The sequence below is a fragment of the Lentzea xinjiangensis genome (assembly GCF_900110955.1).
Taxonomy (GTDB): Bacteria; Actinomycetota; Actinomycetes; order Mycobacteriales; family Pseudonocardiaceae; genus Lentzea; species Lentzea xinjiangensis.
The window spans coordinates 1-15758 of the sequence record NZ_FOFR01000025.1; the positions used below are offsets into that span (position 1 = coordinate 1).

General features: G+C 70.4%; 10 protein-coding genes, 1 tRNA gene and 1 pseudogene. 6 read left to right on the top strand and 6 right to left on the bottom strand.

Going from position 1 to position 15758, the window contains the following annotated elements:
* The 4 genes and pseudogenes from BMW88_RS35050 to ssb form a co-directional block, all read right to left on the bottom strand.
* Nucleotides 1-1189 (bottom strand): annotated as a pseudogene (locus tag BMW88_RS35050) (NAD-glutamate dehydrogenase domain-containing protein); the annotation flags it as partial.
* A 338-nt stretch (nt 1190-1527) separates the two neighbouring features.
* Nucleotides 1528-5628 carry a hypothetical protein gene (locus tag BMW88_RS42445; RefSeq protein WP_089959522.1) on the bottom strand — a complete coding sequence of 1367 codons (4101 nt, stop codon included), beginning with the start codon at nt 5626-5628 and terminating at the stop codon, nt 1528-1530.
* Nucleotides 5629-5646: 18 nt separating this feature from the next.
* Nucleotides 5647-7323 carry an energy-dependent translational throttle protein EttA gene (gene ettA, locus BMW88_RS35060; RefSeq protein ID WP_089959525.1) on the bottom strand — a complete coding sequence of 559 codons (1677 nt, stop codon included), beginning with the start codon at nt 7321-7323 and terminating at the stop codon, nt 5647-5649.
* A gap of 265 nt (nt 7324-7588) precedes the next feature.
* A complete protein-coding gene (ssb, locus tag BMW88_RS42450) occupies nt 7589-7984 on the bottom strand; it encodes a single-stranded DNA-binding protein (RefSeq protein WP_177221569.1) in 396 nt (131 codons plus the stop codon).
* Between the two features lie 252 nt (nt 7985-8236).
* Here ssb and BMW88_RS35070 point away from each other — a divergent pair, with 252 nt between their 5' ends.
* Genes BMW88_RS35070 through BMW88_RS35080 form a run of 3 tightly spaced genes read left to right on the top strand, consistent with a single transcriptional unit; the run spans nt 8237 to nt 10574 of the window.
* Nucleotides 8237-8860 carry a TetR/AcrR family transcriptional regulator gene (locus BMW88_RS35070; RefSeq protein ID WP_089959790.1) on the top strand — a complete coding sequence of 208 codons (624 nt, stop codon included), beginning with the start codon at nt 8237-8239 and terminating at the stop codon, nt 8858-8860.
* A complete protein-coding gene (locus tag BMW88_RS35075; protein WP_089959792.1) occupies nt 8845-9768 on the top strand; it encodes an ATP-binding cassette domain-containing protein in 924 nt (307 codons plus the stop codon). Before BMW88_RS35070 ends, BMW88_RS35075 begins: the two co-directional genes overlap by 16 nt.
* Nucleotides 9769-9776: 8 nt before the next feature.
* Nucleotides 9777-10574: an ABC transporter permease gene (locus tag BMW88_RS35080; RefSeq protein ID WP_089959532.1), complete on the top strand. Its 798-nt coding sequence runs from the start codon at nt 9777-9779 to the stop codon at nt 10572-10574.
* A gap of 18 nt (nt 10575-10592) precedes the next feature.
* Here BMW88_RS35080 and BMW88_RS35085 read toward each other — a convergent pair whose 3' ends face one another.
* On the bottom strand, nt 10593-12524 hold the full coding sequence (locus tag BMW88_RS35085) for a bifunctional copper resistance protein CopD/cytochrome c oxidase assembly protein (RefSeq protein ID WP_245778270.1): 1932 nt from the start codon (nt 12522-12524) through the stop codon (nt 10593-10595).
* Between the two features lie 34 nt (nt 12525-12558).
* Here BMW88_RS35085 and BMW88_RS43730 point away from each other — a divergent pair, with 34 nt between their 5' ends.
* Nucleotides 12559-13077, top strand: a complete 519-nt coding sequence (locus BMW88_RS43730) for a hypothetical protein (RefSeq protein WP_245778271.1) — start codon at nt 12559-12561, stop codon at nt 13075-13077.
* On the opposite strand, the gene BMW88_RS35095 is transcribed toward BMW88_RS43730, so the two are convergent.
* The gene (locus BMW88_RS35095) at nt 13055-14218 is read right to left on the bottom strand and encodes an MFS transporter (protein ID WP_089959794.1); all 1164 of its coding nucleotides are present in this window, start codon (nt 14216-14218) and stop codon (nt 13055-13057) included. The two genes, BMW88_RS43730 and BMW88_RS35095, sit on opposite strands and share 23 nt — an antisense overlap.
* A gap of 64 nt (nt 14219-14282) precedes the next feature.
* Here BMW88_RS35095 and BMW88_RS35100 point away from each other — a divergent pair, with 64 nt between their 5' ends.
* Together BMW88_RS35100 and BMW88_RS35105 are read left to right on the top strand one after the other, a co-directional pair.
* Nucleotides 14283-15371, top strand: a complete 1089-nt coding sequence (locus BMW88_RS35100) for a LacI family DNA-binding transcriptional regulator (RefSeq protein ID WP_425434721.1) — start codon at nt 14283-14285, stop codon at nt 15369-15371.
* A gap of 131 nt (nt 15372-15502) precedes the next feature.
* Nucleotides 15503-15575, top strand: a tRNA-Arg gene (locus tag BMW88_RS35105).
* Nucleotides 15576-15758: the final 183 nt, after the last annotated feature.

The following is a 15758-nucleotide window of genomic DNA, read 5'->3' on the forward strand; positions in this document are numbered from 1 at the left end:
CCGAGAACAGCTCGGTGCGCGGGTAGTTCTGGATCACCTCGAGCATCCGCTGGCCCGAGTAGGACTGCAGCGGGAAGCCCGCGCGGTGGATCACCTCGCGCACGCGGCGCTCGATCACCGGGATGTCGAGCACGTCCTCGTGCAGCGCCGTGGTGCTGAAGATGCCCAGGAACCGGTGCTCGCCGGAGACGTTGCCCTCGGCGTCGAACGTCTTCACGCCGACGTAGTACGGGTAGACGCTGCGGTGCACGCTGCTCTGCGCGCTCGCCTGCGTCAGCACCAGCAGCTCGGTGCTGAGCGCCTGCGCGCCGTTGTCCGGGCCGGCGGTGAGGCTGCGCGCCGCGAGGCTGTCCTGCCTCAGCACGCCGAGACCGCTCGCGAGCACCGCCCGCAACGCCGGTTCGCCGTCTTCGTGCACCAGCTCGTACTGCCGGTAGCCCATGAACGTGAAGTGCCCGTCCGCGAGCCAGCGGAGCAGCTTCGCGCCGTCAATGGTGGCCTCGGACGCCTCCTTCGCCAGCTCCTCGGCGAGCTGCAGCGCCGTGGTGACCATGCGGTCGGTGTCCTCGACGACCTCGCGGACGTCGTTCAGCACCGCCAGCAGCCGGGTCTCGAGCTCGCGGGCACGATCGGGGTCGGTGATGTGGTCGACCTCGATGTTCATCCACGACTCGGCCAGCGCGTCCGCCGGCGGGTCGGCCGGGTCGGCGGCCGGCAGCACCTCGGTGCGCTCGCCCGTCACCGGGTCACGGCGCACGACGACGATGGGGTGCACGACGCGCTGCACCTGCACACCACCGCGCGTGAGCTCGGACGCGACCGAGTCGACGAGGTACGGCATGTCGTCGGTCACGACCTGGACCACGGTGACAGGACACTGCCACCCGTCCTTGCCGCGGGTCGGGTTCAGGATGCGCACCGCGGCGCGTCCGGGGATGCGGCTCTCGGCGAGCTGGTAGTTCGACCGCACCGCTCCGACCAAGTCCACCGGGTCGTCGTCGTTGACTTCCTCGGCGGGCACGTGCCGGTAGAAGAGGCGGATCAGATCAGCGAGTTCGGGGGCATTGGCGGCGGCCCGTTCGATCAGCTCGTCACGGACCTGTTCAGGACTGGCCGGTCGACTCCCGCCGCCCGCGGTAGGTACCGCGGGGACGTCGTCGGTTCGGGTCGGGGCTCCAGTCGAGGTCATCTTCAGGCGACTCCACGCTATCCGGCACCTCTGTGTGCCGGGTCCGCCTCCACCCTAGATGGGGTGGCGGCCGTCACCGGCAACGGGAGGGGCACTGACGGACCACTGAATCGAGGCTGAATCGAGTCACTTCATCAGTGGCGACAACGGATTTCGCGCTCGGACGCACCAGGCCACGGGCCTGCTCCGGCAAGGCGGGCAGACCTCGGACCCGGCCGATCCTCCGCGCACACAACCGATCATGGGCCCGGCTTTCACACCGGACCGGGTGAATCACGCACCCGGTCAACGCACGACCGGACTGCCCGCGGAAGTTCGCGGTGTGGTGCTGGCCACCATCACGTCCCCGGCAGCGTCCAGCCGGGAGGACCGTCCGTCGAAACGGGACGAATCGGACCGGTGGTCTCGCTGTCCGGCGCCGTGCCCACGGGGACGATCGGGCCGGTCTTCTCCTCTTCGGACTCGGGCGCCTGCTCCTGGTGTAACGGACCTCGGCTCGCGGACGGTGGTGGCGGGACGGGTGCCACCGAGGGCTGCTGCGAGACGAACGGCTGTTCCGAGAGGACGTACGGCGTCGGTGCGCCCGCCTGGCCACCGAACTGGCCGGTGGCGAAGTAGGAGTCCGCGCCGAGCCAGGCGCTCGACCTCTGCTCTGCCGCCGAGCCGGTCCCCCACGGGGAATCCGAGCCGGGCTGCGCCTCCGGTGCGGGCTGCGCCGCCGCGGCACCGAACCCGGAGTCCGCGCCGGTGCCGCTGTCCGCGGCCGGACCGGTCCCGAACGACGAGTCCTGGCCGGACCGAGCTTCCGCCGCGGGCTCGGTCACCGCCGGACCACTCCCGAACGGCGAGCCGAACGGTTCCCCGCGCCGGAAGGGCGAGTCGCCGGGCTGGGGCGACTCGGACTGCGCCGAGCCGGTCGCGTCCGCCGGTTCCGCGGACGTCCACTCCGGCGCAGCGAGGTCCGTGGCTTCGACGTGTTCCTCGTCGGAGCGGCGCCCCGTCTCGTAGGCGACGAGCGCCTCGGCGAGCAGGTCCGCGAGGCTCAGGTCGCTCGGCCTGCGGCGGCTGCTCGGACGCCCCGTCCGCCCACCGGTCTCGCCGTCCGCCTCGGTGCGGGCCGGTTCGCCGCCGGTTGCCGCGAGGCCTGCGGACGCGGTGTGGTCGGGCTCGGCCGAGCCCGCCTGTGCGGCGGGGTCGGCGTGCGTGGCACCACCGGCCGCCGTTTCCGGGTCGGACGGGATGGCCCGCCCGGGTTGTGCCTCGACACCGGACTGGCTGCCGAAGCTCGACTGGGCACCGAAGGACTGGGTCCCGAAGCCCTGTGCGCCGGAACCCTGGCTGCCGAACGACTGGTTGCCGAAGGACTGGTCGCCGAAGGACTGGGTCCCGAAGCTCGACTGGGCGCCGAACCCGGACTGGCTGCCGAAGGCCGGCGGTTCGCCGGTGGTCCGGGCGGAGGGCCGCTCGTCCGGGACGCGGGGTGCGCGAACCGGCACCGTGGGCACGTCCGATGCGTCGTCCTCCACGTCCGCGGAGGACAGGAAGGTGCTCGACAGCAGGTCCGGTTCCGGAGTTCGCGGGATCTCGTCCGGGATGGGTACCGTCGGGACGGGATCCGGGACCGGGGGCAACGGCTCCGGGGCGGGACTCGGTTCCGGCTCCGGGAGGGTCACGGGTTCCGGCGTGGGGATGGAGGACGACGGCTGCGACTTCGAGGGGGTGAAGTCGAGCGAGCTGAAGTCGAGGTCGGGGAGCTTGCGCTCGTCCGGATCGGCTGCGGTGGGGAAGCCGGCCGCCGGGGTGTGCAGCGGGTGGCCCGGCTCGTCCGGGTGGGGCCCGAAGCCGGGGACCGCCGGGGGCCGGGAGAACGCCGCCGCCAGACCTGAGCGGGCGGACCTGTCGGGCATGTCCGGGTCGGCGAAGTAGTTCGGGTGGTCCGGGGAGGCGGACCGGTCATCCGAGGAGAAGCCCTGCGAGGACCGGGACCGCGCATCCGGAGCGGCTTGCGCCGCCGAGGCGCCGAAGTAGCTCTGCGACGACTGCGGCTCCGCGCCGGAGGAGTCCTGGCGCGGAGAAGCGGAGTGGCCCTGCGGTTCCGCGCCCGCGGTGTCCGACGCCGCGGCATCGGCGGAGTAGCTCCGCGCGGACTGCGGACCGGTGCCGGGATCGTCCTGGCGGTGGTGGGCCGGGGGTTCCACCCTCCACGACGGCGTCGCGGGCTCTGCCTCGGCGTCGCGGGCCCGGCGGCGGCCACCTGCCCGCAGGCCCTGGGCCTTGAGCATGTCCAGCACGCTCTCCGGCTGGGCGGCCGGGGCTTCCCCGCGGGCGGCGGCGTCCGCTCGCGCCGCTTCCTCGCGGACGGCTGCTTCGCGGGCTGCCTCCTCGCGCTCGGCGGCTTGGCGAGCGACCTCCTGGTGGGCCGCCTCCTGGCGGGCCACGTCGCGCCGGACCGCTTCCAGGCGGGCAGCCTCCCGGCGGGCCGCTTCCTTGCGGGCTGCCTCCGCGCGAGCCGCTTCCTTGCGGGCCGCCTCCTGACGTGCCGCCTCCTGGCGGGCGGCTTCCTGGCGCGCAGCCTCCTGGCGGGTGGTCTCCTCCGCCTCCCGGGCTTCGCGTTCGGCCTGGGCACGCTGGTCGGCCCTGGCTTGGCGCTCCGCCTCGATCTGGCGGCGGGCCTCGCGTTGCAGCTCCATGAGCTGTTGCTCGACCTTGCGCTTGCGCTCCTGCTCCGGCGTCAGTCCCGACTGCGGTGGCGGCCCCGGCTGCGCGGGCAGGTCCGGCCGCCTGGCCGGCTCCGGCTGGGCGGGCGGCTTCGGCTGGGCGGGTAGTTCCGGCTGCGCGGGCGGCTGTGGCTGGGCGGATATTTCCGGCCGGGCGGGTGGTTGCTGCCGCGCAGCCGGTTCTGGCTGCGCGGTGGCGGGCTCGTCCGCGGGGATGGGAGGGATCTCCGCGATGGTGGTCGGCCGGTCGTCGAACTCGCCCGCGGCCTCTCGGGCCGCGCGGCGGCGGCCGCTGACCATGGCGCCCGCGGAGGCGATCAGGCCGGAGGCGGGGACGGTGCGGTCGGAGGAGGACGAGGGTGCGGGTGGCGGTTCCACGGGCTCCGGGATCTTGTCTTCGGGTTCGCCGAACGGCTGGACCATGCGCCACCGGTCGGCGGCGTGTTGTCGTGCGGCGGACAAACCGTCCACTGTCATGTCTTCGGCGGCGCGGCGGACGCGGTTGGCTTTCACGCCCTCGCCCTTGCGCACCTGGACGGGCCGCCATTGGCGCAGTTGTTGCTTCAGTGCCGCGGACAGCACGCCGTCGGCGGCGACGGGCATGCCCTCGACCGGTCGGAGCAGCTCCGCCAGTTGCCGGTGCAGGTCGGCGGGCTGGCGGTGGATGCCCGCGAACTCCGCGGCGAGCCGGGCGCGCACCGCGTAGACGGCGCGGGCTCGGCGGCGTTCGGCCGCGTGGGCCGAACGCAGGTCCGTGAGCGCGTCGGCCAGCTCGCCGGACACCTCGTGCACGTGGGCCAGCGCGAGCAGGCTTTCCGCGAGCAAGGTGTCGAGCTGGTGGCGTTCGGCGCTCGCCGCGGCCTCGCGCAGCATTTCGCGGGCGAGCCCGACCCTGCCCGCCGGCAGGTGCACGCGCGTCGCCAGGGCGAGGCGGAGCCAGCCCGTCGTGGACGCCGACGGCGCCCGCACCGGGCGGTCGAGCACCGGGGCGCCTGCCTCGCTCGCGTCGAGCAGGCGGTTCGCGTCCATCAACGCGAGCACCAGCTCCAGCGTCAGCCGGCCGAGGCCTTGGCCGCTGTCGGCCGACGGGTCGGCGAACCTGCTCAGCAGGTCGAGGCCTTCACGTGCGGCACCGATGGCGGCGGCGATGTCGCCCCACCGCCGGTGCTGCGCGGCCTGCACGGCACGGATCAGGCCGCGCAGCAACAGGCGGGTGTCGTCGTCGAGCGTCGTGTCGGCGACGTAGAGCTGGTCCGCCTCCGCGAGCGCCCGCGTGGGTTCGTCGCCGCGGCCGACCGTGACGAGGCATTCGCTGGCCTGTACCAGCGCCGAGGCCCGCAGTTCCGCTGGCACGTCGGGAGCCTCGAGCACGGGCGTCACGGCGGCGAAGCCCGTCAGCGGGGCGCCCACGGACCGCGCGCACGCGGCGAGCTCCACCCGCAGCAGCCACGCGGTCTCGTGTTCACCGGCGGCCTCGGCCGCTTTCAACGCGTCGATCGCCCGCTCGGCGACGTGGACACCCCGGCCGACGCGGTTGCCCGCGAAGACCACCAGCGACTCCGCCCGCAGGCGGTCGGACTCGTCGTGACGAGCGGAGGCGAGGGCGAGTGCGCGCTCGCCCAGCACCAGAGCGAGCTCCGGTGCCCGCCAACGCAGCCGCCAGGCGGGCACGACCAGCGTGCTCACCTCGACGTTCGCCTGCGTCTCGCCCCTCGCCGCCACGACGTCGCCGTTGCCCTCTCAGTCTCGTGTCAGCTTGCGGTAGGTGACACGGTGCGGCCTCGCGGCGTCGGCGCCCAGGCGCTCGAGCTTGTTCTTCTCGTAGCCCTCGAAGTTGCCCTCGAACCAGTACCACTGGGACGGGTTCTCGTCCGTGCCCTCCCACGCGAGGATGTGCGTGGCGACGCGGTCGAGGAACCACCGGTCGTGCGAGATCACCACGGCGCAGCCGGGGAACTGCTCGAGAGCGTTCTCCAGCGAGCCCAGGGTCTCGACGTCCAGGTCGTTCGTCGGCTCGTCCAGCAGGATCAGGTTGCCGCCGAGCTTGAGCGTGAGCGCGAGGTTCAGGCGGTTGCGCTCACCACCGGACAGCACGCCCGCGGGCTTCTGCTGGTCCGGGCCCTTGAAGCCGAACGCGCTGACGTACGCGCGCGACGGCATCTCGACGTTGCCGACGTGGATGTAGTCGAGTCCGCCGGACACGACCTCCCACACGTTCTTCTTCGGGTCGATGCCGCCCCGGTTCTGGTCGACGTAGGACAGCAGGACCGTCTCGCCGACCTTCACGCTGCCGGCGTCCGGCTCCTCGAGACCGACGATGGTCTTGAACAGCGTCGTCTTGCCGACGCCGTTCGGGCCGATGACGCCGACGATGCCGTTGCGCGGCAACGTGAACGACAGGTTGTCGATCAGGACCCGGTCGCCGAAGCCCTTCTTCAGCTTCTCGACCTCGACCACGACGTTGCCCAGACGCGGGCCCGGCGGGATCTGGATCTCCTCGAAGTCGAGCTTGCGGGTCTTCTCCGCCTCGGCCGCCATCTCCTCGTAGCGGTCGAGACGCGCCTTGGACTTGGCCTGGCGGGCCTTGGCGCCGGAGCGCACCCAGTCGAGCTCGTCCTTGAGGCGCTTCTGGAGCTTCTGGTCCTTCTTGCCCTGGACCGCGAGGCGCTCGGCCTTCTTCTCCAGGTAGGTCGAGTAGTTGCCCTCGTAGGGGTGGGTCCGGCCGCGGTCGATCTCGAGGATCCACTCGGCGAGGTTGTCCAGGAAGTACCGGTCGTGGGTGACGGCGAGGACGGCGCCGGCGTACTGCGCGAGGTGCTGCTCGAGCCACAGGACGCTCTCCGCGTCCAGGTGGTTGGTGGGCTCGTCGAGCAGCAGGAGGTCGGGCTTGCTCAGCAGCAGCTTGCACAGCGCCACGCGGCGGCGCTCACCACCGGAGAGCTTGGTGACGTCGGCGTCCGGCGGCGGGCAGCGCAGGGCGTCCATCGCCTGCTCCAGCTGGGAGTCGAGGTCCCACGCGTCGGCGTGGTCGAGCTCCTCCTGGAGCTTGCCCATCTCCTCCATCAGCTCGTCGGAGTAGTCGGTCGCCATCAGCTCGGCGATCTCGTTGAAGCGGTCCAGCTTCACCTTGATCTCGCCCAGGCCCTCCTGGACGTTGCCGAGGACGGTCTTCTCCTCGTTGAGCGGCGGCTCCTGCTGCAGGATGCCCACGGTGTAACCGGGGGCCAGGTAGGCCTCGCCGTTGTTGGGCGTGTCCAACCCCGCCATGATCTTGAGCACGCTCGACTTGCCGGCGCCGTTGGGACCGACCACACCGATCTTCGCGCCGGGGTAGAACATGATCGTGACGTCATCGAGGATGACCTTGTCACCGTGCGCCTTGCGCACCTTTTTCATGGTGTAGATGAACTCGGCCATGGCGGCGATCGTAGAGCGGTGCCCAGAGGCTCCTGACCTCGGTCGCCGACAAGCGGGTGTTCACCCCCGGATCGAGCGTCACGCGACTCGGTGACCTGCTCGTTCCGTTCGAACGTGAACGACCGTCGGCGATCGGTCCTCGGTGGCCCGACCTACGAGCTTCCCTCCCTCTTGGTTCGCAGTGCTCACATCTTCTCCGGCGACGGCGCCGCAGAAAGGTGTATTCCCCGGTTCCCGTGCGCGGTTGCGCCCGAACGGCGCAAGCTCAGAACGGCACGGGTTCCGTCACGAGATCTTCGCCGCCGCGCGGTTCAACGACCGGAGCGGACCCGAGTGACTGCACCCGGCTCAAATCGAGGCCGATGTGGTGCGCGTCCAGGTTGAAGGCCGTCCGCTTCACGTCGTCCTTCTCGTAGTGGCGCATGCGCAGCCTGCCCTGGACGATCACGGGATCTCCCTTGGAGAGCGTGGTCTTCACGCTGTCGGCGAGCTTGCGCCAGCACGACACGCCCAGCCAGATCGACTCGCCGTCCTCCCAGTCCCCGATCGCCGTGTTGTACCGGCGCTCGGTGGAGTTGACGTGGAAGAACGCGTTCGTCTTGCCGTCCTCGCCGTACCTGCACGAGATCTCGCTCGCCACATGACCAACGACGGTGACCACCGTGGAATTCCAGGACATCGGTTCGCCTCCAGGGTTGCGGGGTTGCCGGTCCAGGTTGCTCCGGGAGCGGGTGGCGCGGGCCGGGCGGACGGAGATCTGTGGATAACTGGCGGGTTGTGGACAGGTCGGGATCTTGGAGCGGCTCCAACCACGGAATTGTCGGACCCTGGTGGTAGTGCGGCGCTGGAGCGAGCGAGTGAGTGAGCGCCCACTCATTGACATGAGTGAGTACTCACTCATACAGTGGCGGACGTGTCAGAGGAACCACGCCGCCGCCGCGCCCCCGCGATGAGCCCGGAGGACCGCCGCGAGGCGATCGTCCAAGCCACGCTGCCGCTCGTCGTGAAGGCCGGCGCGAACGTCACCACCAGCCAGATCGCCACGGCGGCGGGGATCGCCGAAGGCACGGTGTTCCGCGTCTTCAAGGACAAGGCCGAGTTGCTCAAAGCGGTCATCCAGCGCGCACTGCTCTCTGACGACGAAGTCGCCGCCATCAACGCGATCCCGGAGGACCTGCCGTTGCAGGACCGCTTGGTCGTGGCGGTCGAGTCCGTGCTCGGCTACCTCGACCGCATGTGGGGCGTCATGGGCGCACTGCGCGAGTCCGGGTGGCGCCCGGACCACGACGACAACGAGAAGCACAAGGGCCCGCCGGAAGGCATGCAACGGATCTCCAGCGCCGTCGCGGGGCTCTTCGGGGATGCCGGGATGCGCACGACGCCGGAGCACGCCGCCCGCCTGCTGCTCGGCTTCGTCTTCACCAACCGCCTGCAGGGCGAGGGCTTCGGCGAGACGACCGCCGAACCGGTCCAGCTCGTGGAGCTCTTCCTGCACGGGGCACTCACACCAGGGGGGAACACATGTCTGAGCTCATGATCGAGGCCACGGACGTGAGCAAGAAGTTCGGCGACGTGCTCGCGCTCGACGGCGTGAGCGTCACCGCCAAGAAGGGCTCCGTCCTCGGCCTCCTCGGCCACAACGGCGCCGGCAAGACCACGCTGGTCAACATCCTCACCACGATGCTGCCGCTGACCGGCGGCAGCGCGCGGGTCGCCGGGTTCGACGTCGTCAAGCAGGGCCACGACGTCCGCAGCCGCATCGGCCTCACCGGCCAGTTCGCCGCCGTCGACGAGCAGCTCAGCGGTCACGACAACCTCGTGCTGATCGCCCGCCTGCTCGGCGCCGGCGGCAAGCAGGCCCACCAGCGCGCGGACGACCTGCTGGAGCAGTTCGACCTCACCGACGCCGCCAAGCGCAACGCCAAGACCTACTCCGGCGGCATGCGGCGCCGCCTCGACCTGGCGGCCTCGCTGGTCGGCAACCCCGAGGTGCTGTTCCTGGACGAGCCCACCACCGGTCTCGACCCGGCCAGCCGCCTCGCGATGTGGGAGATCGTCGAGAAGCTCGTCGCCGACGGCACGACCGTGCTGCTCACGACGCAGTACCTCGACGAGGCCGACCGGCTCGCCGACTCGATCACCGTGCTGTCCCACGGGAAGGTCGTCGCGTCCGGCACGAGCGCCGAGCTCAAGGCGCAGGTCGGCCAGCGCACGGTCACCGTGACGCTCGACTCCGCGTCCGATGTGGACACCGCGCTGAAGGCGATCACCGCGGTCGGGCTGCACCCCGTCGCGGAAGGCCTCACGCTCACCACGCCCGTCGGCGCGTCACGTGACCTTGCGACCGTCGTGCGCGCGTTGGACGACAACGGCTTGGAGGCCCACGAGATCGGCCTCAAAGAGCCCACGCTGGACGACGTCTACCTCACTCTCGCCGCGAACTAGGGGGAATCATGGCGACCTTGACCTGGCACGGCAGCAGCTACGCGACTCAAGTCCTCGTGCTGACCGGCCGTTCTCTGCGCGCGCTCCTGCGCACGCCCGCACTCGTCTTCTTCAGCATCCTGCAGCCGTTGATCATGCTGACGCTGTTCAGCCAGATCTTCGGCAGCATCACGTCCACGGCGAACTTCCCGCCGGGTATGAGCTACATCAACTTCCTGTTGCCCGCGATCCTCGTGAACACCGCGATGCAGTCCTCTCTCGCGTCCGGTATCGGGCTCGTGCAGGACATGTCGAACGGTGTGCTCGCGCGGTTCCGTTCGCTGCCCATCAGGCCGAGCACCGTTCTGTTGGCCCGCAACCTGTCCGACGCTGTCCGCACCGGGTTCCAGCTCGTGCTGATGATCGCGTTCGGTCTGCTCGTGTTCGGGTTCCGGCCGGACGGCGGCATGCTCGGCACGCTCGCCGCGCTGGGCCTCGCGCTGATCGTGGGCTGGGCGCTGAGCTGGGTGTTCATCGCGATCGCCGCATGGGTGCGCAAGGCGGAGCTGATGCAGACCGTCGGCTTCCTGGCGATGTTCCCGCTGATGTTCGCGTCCAGCGCGTTCGTGCCGATCACCGGCCTGCCCGGCTGGCTGCAGGCGATCGCGAAGGTCAACCCGCTGACCTACGCGGTCGACGCCGCCCGCAGCCTGGCGCTCGCCCACCCGGTCACCGGCGTGCTCGGCGCGCTGGTCACGAGCGGCGTGATAGCGGCGATCGGCGCGTTCTTCGCGGTCCGCGGCTTCCGCCGGCCGCTGTCGGTGTAGGACCGAGTCCTCGCGGCGTCAGCCCTTTTCGGAGATCTTCCGCAGCATCGCGTTGTAGGCCTCGAGGTCGGCGTCGCCATCGGCGTCGGCCTTGCGGTCCAACCGCTTCGCCTCACGGGTGTCCTGCCGCGCCCACTGCGCGAGCAGGGCCACCATGACCACCAGCAGCGGGATCTCCCCCGCCGCCCACGCGATGCCGCCGCCGAGCCGCTGGTCCTCCAGCAGGTTCTGCACCCACGGCAACGAGAGGCCGCGGTAGAACTGCTCGCCGATGACGTTCATGGAACTCATCAGCACGACACCGAAGAACGCGTGGAACGGGATCGACGCGAACAAGAGCCCCAACCGGCCGAGCGGCGGCAGCTTGTTCGGTGACGGGTCAACGCCGATCACGGGCCAGTAGAAGACGTATCCGGCGAGGATGAAGTGGGCGTTCATCGCCAGGTGCGCCCAGTGGTACGGCAGCGCGGCCTCGAACAGTCCCGAGAAGTACAACGCGTAGAAGGACCCGACGAACAACGCCAGCGCCACAAAGGGGTTCGTCAGCAGACGCGCGACCGGTGAGTGCACGAAAGCCAGCACCCACTCACGCGGCCCCGGCACCTCTTTGCTGACCGGCAACGCGCGCAAAGCCAGCGTGACCGGTCCACCGAGGACGAGCAGGATCGGCGTCAACATGGACAGCACCATGTGCGCCTCCATGTGCACGCTGAACATCGCCGGCGAGTACCGGCCCATGCCCGACGACGTCGCGAAGAGCAGCGAGAAACACCCGCACAGCCACACGACCGTGCGCCCGACCGGCCACTTGTCGCCGCGCTTGACGAGCCTGCGCACGCCCAGCACGTACAGCAGCGCGAGGGCCAGCGCCGCCGTTCCGAAGATCAGGTCGAAGCGCCAGTCGAACAGGATGCGCGCCAGCGTCGGCGGCCCGGCGAGGTCGTAGCCGATGGCGATCTCCACCCGGCTGGGCAGCTCGGCACCGCCGCCGGGCGGAGGCGTGCGGGCCAGCGCCACGGCCAGGCCGATCGTGAACATCATCAGCAGGACCTCGAGGCCCGCGAGCTTGAGCAGCGCGTGCGGCTTCCCGTCCACCACCCCTTTCACGCCGCGTTCGCGCTGGAAGTAGCCGAACACGCCGAGCAGCAGCAGACAGGCCAGCTTGCCGAGCGTCAGCCAGCCGTAGGTGGACGTGACGAGGTCGGCGGGAGTGACGCGCACGAGCGCGTTCACCACACCCGAGACGGCCATGACGATCCAGCAGACCAGCGCGAGCTTCGAGAACCGCGTCGCGGCGAGGGGCAGGTGTGCGCCGCCACGCCTGCCGTGCGCGAGCAACGCGATCAGACCGCCCACCCACAGCACCGCGGCGACGAGGTGGAACAACAGGCTGTTCGTCGCCATGTCGTGCGAGCCGCCGGACGACGAGTGGCCGGTGACCGCGACCGGCACCAGCGCGAAGATCGACCCGAACAGCAGGACCGTCGTCCATCCCCACGTCAGCACCAGACGGCAGGCCAGCGCGAGCAACGCCACGATGATCGCCGTCAGCAGCCACGCCTTCGACTGCTCCAGCAACATCGCCGTCGCGATCATCTGGCTGAACGTGAACGAGCTCACCGGCCGGTCGATCGCGGCCGCTGTGGTGAACGGCACAGACAGCAGGGCGCCGACCAGCCACACGAGCGCGAACCAGCCCGCGGTGCGCATGGCGGCGTAACCGTCCGCTGCGAGAGTGCCCGACTTCTGCGGTGGCACGAGGAACGCCGCCAGCAGCAACGAGCCGATGGTCACCACCGCGCCTGTCTCGGTGAGCACGCGCACGACGAGCAGCCCTGCGGGAGGGTTGCCCGACAGCGCGCTCAGCGCGACGGCCGCGAGGGCCGCCACCGCGAAGCCGACGACGACGAGGGGCACCAAACCCGTTCTGGTGGAGCGTTCGATTGCCACGTCCAGGAGCCTACGACCCTCTACTGTGCGCCGTGTGAGCCGTTCTCTCCTCCTCCTTCTCGCTCTTCTCGCGGTGACCGGTTGCTCGTACCGCGTCCAGGGCGAGCCGCTCGCGGCTCCGTTGCCGCCGCTGGCGATCGCGACGCCGCGCAAGACCGACGGCATCGACCCGTGCAAGCTCGTGACGGAGAAGGACCTGAAGCCGATCGGCACGCTGCAGTTCATGCCCGCACCACGCGGCGAAGTGCCGAACTCGTGCCTCTTCACGCTCAAGGAGAACGCGTTCGTGCTGGTGGCGGTCCCCTACCGGTCGTTCGACGAGTCGAGGAACGTCCAGCAGAAGGGCCGCGAAGTCCAGACCGCCAAGCACGCCACGTGGCTCAGCTGCGGTCAGCAGGAGAAGGACATGGTGTGCACGGCCACCATCGCCGTGACGCGCACCGAGTCGCTGATGGTCGCCATCGGCATGGGCGGCGGCGTCACGGAGACCAAGGCCCGTGAGGCGCTGGAACCCATCGGCCAGGAAGCGCTCAAACGGATGCCCGCTGCCTAGCGGCCCTCCTGGCCAGCCACGCCGCCGGGATGATCAGCGCGGTGACCAGCGCCACGAACCCGAGCGACACGACCAGTGAACTGACGTGCGCGAGTCCTCCCACGATCGGTGGACCCGCGAGGAACCCCGTGTAGGCGATCGTCGTCACAAGTCCCAGCTCGCGTTCGCCACCGCTGCCGTCCGCGCGCTTGCCGGTTTCGCCGGCGAGGTCCATGACCACGGGGAACGAGAACGCGAGCCCCAGGCCGGCCAGCCCGAAACCGAGGTACCCGGCCGCCGGGAACGGCACCGCGACGGCGAGCGCCAGGCCCGCCGCGGCCAGAGCGCCACCCGTGGCGAGGAGGCGGTGCGGGCCGAGCGTGCGTTGAATCGGTTCGCCGAACCACCGCGCGAGAGCCATCGAGATGGAGAACCCTGCGTAGGCGTATGCACCTGCCGCGTCGCCCATTCCCCGTTCACGCACTATGAACAACGCTGACCAGTCTGCCGCCGCCCCTTCTGCAATGGCGCTGCACAGCGCGACACTCGCCAACAGCCAGAGAACCGGGCTCTTGAGCACGCTGCGGCGTTCGGTGACTTCTTCCCTGTGCCGCTCCCCTACTCCTCCGGGGATCTTCTTCGCGATCAGCACCGTCACGACGATGCAGACCAACGCCGCCACGAGGAAGTGCCGCATGGGCGCCCAATGCGCCTGAGCTGCGGCGGCGCTGCCCAACGACCCGATGAGACCGCCGAAGCTGAACCCGGCGTGGAACTGCGGCATCAACGCCCGTTGCAGATCACGGACGACGACGACCGCGGCGATGTTCATCGACACGTCCATCGCGGCAATGCTCCCGCCCAGCGCGACCAGCGTCAGACCGAACTGCAACGGCGACTGCGACAACGCGAGCACGGGCAGAAGCGCCGGACTGAGGAGGGCACTCGCTATCAGCACTCCACGCGATCCGTAGACCGCGCAGACCCGTGCCGCCAGCGGCGCCGTGGCGGCCAGACCGACGCTCGCCCCGAGCAACGCCAGGCCGAGGCTGCCCACCTCCGCGCCGATCTGCTCAGCCAGCGCGGGCACGCGTGCGGCCCAGGTGCCGAAGACAGCGCCGTTCAAGAGGAAGACGAGGAACGTGGCCAGGCGCGCAGACATGCGCCCCAGCATGACTGAAGCGCTTCAGCCGCGCCAGCGAATTGGGTGCGATCCCTCGCCTACGATGCTGACCGTGGACTCCGACCGCCGACGCAGGCCGACGCTGGACACCGTCGCCGCCGCGGTGGGGGTCTCCCGGGCAACGGTGTCGAACGCGTACAACCGCCCCGACCAGCTCTCGTCCGCGCTGCGCGAACGCATCCTCGAAACGGCCCGCTCACTCGGCTACGCGGGCCCCGACCCGGTCGCCCGCTCCCTGGCCACCCGCACGTCCGCGGCCGTGGGCTTCATGCTGCCGCAGGGGCTGTCCGGCGCGTTCTCGGACCCGGCGCTGTCGATCGTGCTCGACGGCCTCGCCTCGACCGTCGACGGCCACGACCACAGCCTGGTCCTGATGCCGGGCGACGCGAGCGGCGGCCCGCGCCCGTCGATCGTGACGCGCACGCAGGCAGACGTGATGGTCGCCTACTCGCTACCGGACTCGGCGCCCGCCCTGGACGCGGTGGCCGCGCGAGGACTGCCGCTCGTGGTGATCGACCAGCCGGTGCTGCCGGGCTCGGCGCGGGTCGAGGTGCAGGACCACGTCGGCGCCTCCCTCGCCGCGGCGCACCTGCTGGAACTGGGACATTCCCGCTTCGGCGTGCTGACGTTCACGCTACACCCGGACGGAGCATCCGGCCCGGTGTCCGCGCAGCGCCGTTCGGACGTGCCGTTCCGCGTGAGCCGCGATCGGCTGGGCGGCTACCTCGACACTTTGGAAAAAGCCGGGGTCCGACCGGACAATGTCCCGGTGTGGGAGGCGCGCGGCAGTGATCGCGAGCTCGGACGTCTCGGCGCGCGGTGGTTGCTGACCCGCACGCCACGCCCGAGCGCTGTGCTGTGCGCGTCGGACCAGCTTGCCTTCGGCGCCCTGCGAGCGGCGCGCGACCTGAACCTGACCGTCCCCCGGGATGTTTCCGTCGTCGGCTTCGACGATGTCCCCGAGGCGGCCTACAGCGACCCGCCGCTGACTACGGTCCGTCAACCCCTGGCCGACAAGGGCCGCCGCGCCGGCGAACTGGCGCTGGAACTCCTGGCCGGCGGCAGACCGCCCCGGCCGACGAGACTCGACGTTTCCCTCGTGGAGAGAGCCTCGACGGCCCCCCGGACGTGATCCCCATCACGTTTAGACCGTTTTTATCACCCATTTGGCCGTAGGGCGGAAACGGTCGATCGACTCCGGACGATGTGTCCGGTGGGGGGCACCGGTGGCCACGTGCTGTGGTCACCTTCGCACCCCCTCCAGCCTCTGTAGCTCAGTGGAGAGAGCGAGGGACTTCTAATCCCGAGGTCGCAGGTTCGAATCCTGCCAGGGGCGCTACACCGCAGGTGGCGAGCACGTGGGCCGATCTCTTCGGAGGTCGGCCCACGTGCTTGTGCAGTGGGTTCACTCAATCGGTCCAAATCTCCCGGTGGCGATGTTGTGGAGACTCGCGTGCGGGACAGGTATGACTCGGTAGTTGCCCGGTGACAGGTCATGTTCGATACGGCCTGCTGATCG

What these genes read in the sequence shown, in the direction of transcription:
- ettA (WP_089959525.1), bottom strand. Translation starts at nt 7,323, where the DNA reads ATGGCCGAGTTCATCTACACCATGAAAAAGGTGCGCAAGGCGCACGGT.
- BMW88_RS35075 (WP_089959792.1), top strand. Translation starts at nt 8,845, where the DNA reads ATGTCTGAGCTCATGATCGAGGCCACGGACGTGAGCAAGAAGTTCGGC.
- BMW88_RS35080 (WP_089959532.1), top strand. Translation starts at nt 9,777, where the DNA reads ATGGCGACCTTGACCTGGCACGGCAGCAGCTACGCGACTCAAGTCCTC.
- BMW88_RS35095 (WP_089959794.1), bottom strand. Translation starts at nt 14,218, where the DNA reads ATGTCTGCGCGCCTGGCCACGTTCCTCGTCTTCCTCTTGAACGGCGCT.
- BMW88_RS35100 (WP_425434721.1), top strand. Translation starts at nt 14,283, where the DNA reads ATGCTGACCGTGGACTCCGACCGCCGACGCAGGCCGACGCTGGACACC.